The sequence below is a fragment of the Leptolyngbya sp. CCY15150 genome (assembly GCF_016888135.1).
In the GTDB taxonomy this organism is placed as follows: Bacteria; Cyanobacteriota; Cyanobacteriia; order RECH01; family RECH01; genus RECH01.
Map to the genome: position 1 here is coordinate 1 of NZ_JACSWB010000114.1, position 5367 is coordinate 5367.

The 5367-nt window shown below is 51.0% G+C and carries 3 protein-coding genes and 2 pseudogenes; 1 reads left to right on the forward strand and 4 read right to left on the reverse strand.

From position 1 onward, the window contains the following. Positions 1-677: 677 nt before the first annotated feature. Positions 678-860 (reverse strand): annotated as a pseudogene (locus JUJ53_RS24505) (IS630 family transposase); the annotation flags it as partial. A 43-nt stretch (positions 861-903) separates the two neighbouring features. Here JUJ53_RS24505 and JUJ53_RS01900 point away from each other — a divergent pair. Continuing rightward, entirely contained in the window at positions 904-1230 is a 327-nt protein-coding gene (locus JUJ53_RS01900) for a hypothetical protein (protein ID WP_239124694.1), read from the forward strand. Positions 1231-1435: 205 nt separating this feature from the next. Here JUJ53_RS01900 and JUJ53_RS25405 read toward each other — a convergent pair. From JUJ53_RS25405 to JUJ53_RS01915, 3 genes and pseudogenes are all read right to left on the reverse strand, one after another. Beyond that, a pseudogene (locus JUJ53_RS25405) lies at positions 1436-1801 on the reverse strand (TniQ family protein); the annotation flags it as partial. A 12-nt stretch (positions 1802-1813) separates the two neighbouring features. Next, positions 1814-2668 carry a TniB family NTP-binding protein gene (locus JUJ53_RS01910; RefSeq protein ID WP_204150296.1) on the reverse strand — a complete coding sequence of 285 codons (855 nt, stop codon included), beginning with the start codon at positions 2666-2668 and terminating at the stop codon, positions 1814-1816. Positions 2669-2710: 42 nt separating this feature from the next. Then, the gene (locus tag JUJ53_RS01915; protein ID WP_204150297.1) at positions 2711-4318 is read right to left on the reverse strand and encodes a Mu transposase C-terminal domain-containing protein; all 1608 of its coding nucleotides are present in this window, start codon (positions 4316-4318) and stop codon (positions 2711-2713) included. Positions 4319-5367: the final 1049 nt, after the last annotated feature.

The window sequence follows — 5367 nt, forward strand, 5'->3', positions numbered from 1 at the left end:
TTCCCCATAGACGGAATGCCTTATTAGACAAGGGTTTAGTCACTTCTAGGTGACGATTTTGTGTGCCACGCTATTTGTCATCAATCGGCGTGCCACGCTATTTGTCATCATCCCCAAAACCCTTGCTCTGTATAGCTTTTATGTTCTTGAAGTCTCTAAACCGCTCTCGTGGCGATCGCTCTCTTCAAGGACTAATACATAAGTATTATATAACTGAAACAACTGCTATCATTGCTTCTCAGCTCTCTCATGTCATTTATCGTGGCACAATCTCGGATCTATGACAAATAGCGTGGCACTTGACATATGAAAGAAATGCATTACCTTATCCTACTATTGCCATTAACATATCTCACTTACCTACCCCAATGCACATATCTTACTTAACTATCTCATGCATCTTGCACTATTATACCTGCAACTTACCTCCTATCTTATTGGATGGCTCACTCAAAACCTCCCGCGCCACAGTAACTCAAGCCCGCGATCGCTCTTTAGGCATCCTAGTGTCATGCCATTAATTGCCTCAAAACAATCGACACACCAACACCTTGCTTCCTCAATAAATCTGCCTTACTGGCACGATCTTTATCTTTAAGTATGCGCGTTAAGTATACGCGTATATGCGATCGCTCATAAGTAAGCAATCATTTTTCTGGGCAGGGGCTAGGTTCTGCTCAACGGCTACTCTCCCATGACAACATGCTCCACAGCCTGCCAAGTGGACGTTCCATCAACACCCAGCACCGATGAGACGTGATAGCTTCTAATTCATCTAACAACTCAACACTGCGGGTGGCGATCGCTTCATGGGTCAGCGGCCACAAACGCTCGGCAGGCTGAAGCTCCGGAGACTTGGTTAGGTCTCTGTTTCTTGGCGGCCTAGATGATGGGAACACATTCTTGAATGCTTTTATGAACACAACAACACAAAACGCTCATGCGATCCTTGACGACATGGTGACGCTTCGGATGCAACTGGCTGCGATCGCGTCCCAAATTGAATCGCTCAAACCAGCTTTCTTTGATGCCTGTGCGACTCTCGACACGACGCCAATCAAGCTCGACTCGGCTGTTATTTCTCGCACGTTAACGGTTGGACAGTGGGACTACCCAAATCACATCCTTGAACAGGAACAACGATTGAAGCGGCTCAAACAGCAGTTTCAAACCACACATGAGCCAACAGGCGGACGACAAATTATTTGGTCGATCCGACTTCTTGTTTAGTCACTCTTCTGAGTCACTCTATTGCGCTATCACGGACCTCAATTGGTGCCATCTGCGAGAAGGGTAATTGACAGCGATCGCACTCGCCGATCGCCCATTGGCTGGGTAGGCGAAGGGGATGCTGGCATCGCGGACAGCAGGATAGTAGCAATAGCGGGTGTTGGTCACATTGTGCGTGTTCGGCTTGTTGCCAGGTCAGACGATGCCAAGGATTCTGGGCATAACAGTCTGGACACAGGCGGGTCGGCCAATGCAATCGGGTGTCGGCGCTTGACCACATCTGCTGAAGTCGTGCGATCGCGACTCCACTCTTCTGGGAAAGCTGATGCAGTTGCAATGAAGTGGGTCGGCGCTGACGGGATGGACTTTCCCAATACGTTACAACGTGCGATCGCTCTCCCAGCATCGATGCTAGATGACTACTACTCAGACAATTGGCACGGCGAAATCGCCCCAGAAAGTGGCTGAAACTTTCGTCGGGATAAGGTTCTACTTCAAATAACCAAGGACGGATAGTTCGGGTGAGTGAAGGGGTGTTTTGAGTGCTTTGGTTCGGGTTGGAGCGCGTCATGAGGCGTCTGCTCTATTTGATGGCAAGGGAGCATTCTTTAACAACTTGTCTTAGCAAGGACAAGTCGATGCGGGTCTGGCCCTGCTGCAAGGCTCGTATGGCGGCTTCACACAGGATTTGATCGAGGACGCCGATATAACCTCGGGTCGCTTGTAGTAATAAACTCTGGGCTTTGGGCTGGGTGAGTTCTGAGGGGTCGGGAAGCTGCAGGACGTGAGTTTCCCATAGGGCGGTCATGGCTTGAAGATCGTCGCTATCTAGGCGGGAGAATCGATAGGCGGATAGAAAGCGGTACAGCACTTGTTCATCACGTTGGATCACGACGTTGAGGCGATCGGTGCCCACTAACACAACGGCAATTTCTAAGAGGTCGGAGATATCTCGAATTTCGGACATGGCTTGGGTGCTGGCCCGTTGGGCTTCGTCGAAGATGATCATCTCGACTTGGCAATTGCGTAATACGTGGTACACCCGCTCTCGCAGTTCGGGGTTTTGTCCACGGGTAGCTTGATACTGAAGGGTCTCAAGTAAGCCGATGAAGAGGCTACGAACGGATAGGTTCTCACGACAGTGCCAGTACATGACGGGAACGATTGGGGCGTGACCCGGTCGTTGGGTCATTTGGCTTTTCAGGTGATAGGTGTCACAACTAACGGTTTTGCCAGTGCGCGATTCACCAATCACACGACAGGATTGACGGGCTAGGCGTTTTCCATCTAACCAGGTATGAAAATCGAGCATCTGGGGCAGTTCTAGGATTCGACGGCGGCCTAGTTGCCGAATGCGATCGTTGAGATCGGCGATCGCGGGCGGTGAGGAACCAGAAGCAGATGACTTAGGGACAGGAGATTTCTCTTTGGGAGGCATGGAGGATCTCGTGGGGGTTAGCAGATGTTTGACGGTTGGAGATTAATGTCCATGCGATTGACGCAGTTGTTCGTAGTCGTACACGCGAATCTCGGGTAGGGGTTTTGGGGATGTTGAGGGTTTGGAGGTGTCGGAGGCGTCGGATGAAATAGCAGGAGTTTCGTCGATGGGTTCGGATAAGGTGTCGATGTAGTGATGGCGATCGCGGATTTCGTTGAGGATGGACTGATTGCTGATCGCTCGCTGAGTTTCACGTAATCGACGGCTGATGGCTTTGGCATCAGAGAGGGACAGGTGTTCGGTTTCTAGGTTTTGGGCGTGGGCTCGGGTTAAAAATTCGTCGTGGTGTTTGTGCGCTTGGTACACCCATAGGGTGGTGATGTCTCGGGGGTCGTAGCGGATCACGATTTCGGCTCCGGCGTAACCGGACAGGTATTCGCCCCGATACACGAGGTTGGCGAAGCGGATGTAGCCACCTTGGTAAACGCGGCGGTTCTGCTGCCGTAGGAGGAGACCGTCGAGTTCACGGGCGTCGCGGGGTTGGCGAAGGCTCATCTGTCCGTTGCGCCAGCGGCTGATACGGCTCTGATGGCGATCGCGCGGGTCGATGCGTTGGTTGTAGTTATCCACGATGTAGCGGATCAGAAGGGTTTCGAGTTGTTCGAGGGTCAGGATGGCTTCGGCTTTGATGGCGTTTTGGTGGGGGGTGGCGCGGGCGGTGGTATAGCCGGGGAGTTGGGAGAAGAAGTCTTGGTTGAGGGTACCAAAGGGACGTTCGATGATGCCGCCTTGGCTGGGGCGGTGCCGATGACACAGGACGATGCCGAGTTGGTTGGCGATATGTTCGAGGTGATGGGAGGTGAAGTCGCTACCGCTGTCGGTGTAGAGGTATTGGGGGATGCCTTGGCTTTCCCAGTCGTGGTGCAGGTGGTAGCTGGGGGGATAGGTTTTGGGCAGGATGGCGTGGCGTAGGGCTAGTCCAGTAACGCTGGCGCTGGGGGGATCCATGCCCAGGTGGATGCCCATGATGCAGCGGGAGTAGGTATCGATGACGGTGGTTAGCGTAGGACGACCCAGGATCTCTCCTTGGCAATCAACAATATAAATGTCAGCGGGGGTATGGTCACATTGCCATACTTGGTTGCTATGGTCGATGGCGATTTCACTACCAGTTTTGCTGGTTAGGGTTAGGGTTTCGCCTATCCAGCCAATGTGATGGCGTTTCTGCTTTTGCTCTTGTTCTTGGATCAATGGGGCAAGGATTCGATACACGGTGCGACGGCTAGGATAGTGGCTATATCCTTGGGCGGCGGCGTGGATTTCAACTTGTTTGGCAATTTGCGCGCGGCTGGTCTGGCGCATCCCTCGGTTCCCTTGCCGGTAACGCTTGATAATGTAGTCTTGCCACGCTAAATCGGTTTTATGGTGTCCCGCATCGGCTCGTTCGGGGCGATGTAGTCCAGATGGGCCTTGGGTGCGATAGATGTGTTGTAGCCGTCTCAGGCTGCGTTCGCTCAGGTCTAGGTCTTGGGCGGCTCGCTTTCGCGCTTGATGGTAGGTAGGCTGCCCTCGGTTCGTTTCTAACTGATGCAGGATATCGATGCGTCGCTGGATCTCGCTGGCTTGTTCTCGATCGCGGGTTTCATTCACGACGCGCTTCCTCGAAACCTTTAGGTGACTGGCGAGGCTCTATGGCACCCGTTCAGTTGATGCCTTACTCTAGCCTTATTGCTGCAAGGATATGGCTATATGCGACACGATCGCGGCTCTAGTTTTGAGGCACGCGTTCGCTCGATTTGACATGAATTTCGACCGTTCCCTCGGTCGCGATCGCTATAGCCCTTTGTTCATCAATAGTCTGAGTCTATGCAGTCATTTATCGTGGCACTCACCAACTTTTATTTTTTCGCATTCCTCAAGTGCCACGATATATGTCCTCTAGAAAATTTATTATTTATGCTCAACAAAAGCCTGAAATCTTTTCAGATTAAAGCTTCTAGCTTCTTCCAATCAGCTACAACCGTGCCACGCTTTTTGTCCGCTGATCCCGTGCCACGCTCTTTGTCCGAAGTCTCTGAAAGGCTTACTATATATCAATTGTAGCTCTCTGGAATGTTGAGCCTTTAATGCATGATTCTTGCACTCTTTGATTCAAGTCTTGGACACGGCGATCGCCTACACCCTTCTATTCACAACACGTCTGGACTTTAACGGTCATTTATCGTGGCACAACTACCATTTTTTGGTCATTTATCGTGGCACTTGACAGTAGAAAGAAATGCATTACCTTATCCTACTATCGCCATTAACATATCTCACTTACCTATTTTAATGCACACATCTTACCTAAACATCTTATGCATCCTGCACTAATGTATCCACAACCTACCTCTTTTGCTGTCAGACAGGCCACCCAAAACCTCATGCACTACAGTAATCCAAGTCCACGATCGCTCTTTAGGCACCTCAGCACCATGCCGCAACTCACCTCGAAACAATCAACGTTTTACTTACTCGATGGATCTATTTTGCTACTACAATTCTTATCTTTTAATATACGCGTATACGCGATCGCCCATGAATAAGTAATTGTTTTTCTGAACAGGGGCTAGGTTCTGCTCAACGGCTACTCTCCATGACAACATGCTCCACAGCCTGCCAAACAGTCTGGGGCTTCATCTCAAGCAGCAACAGCAGTG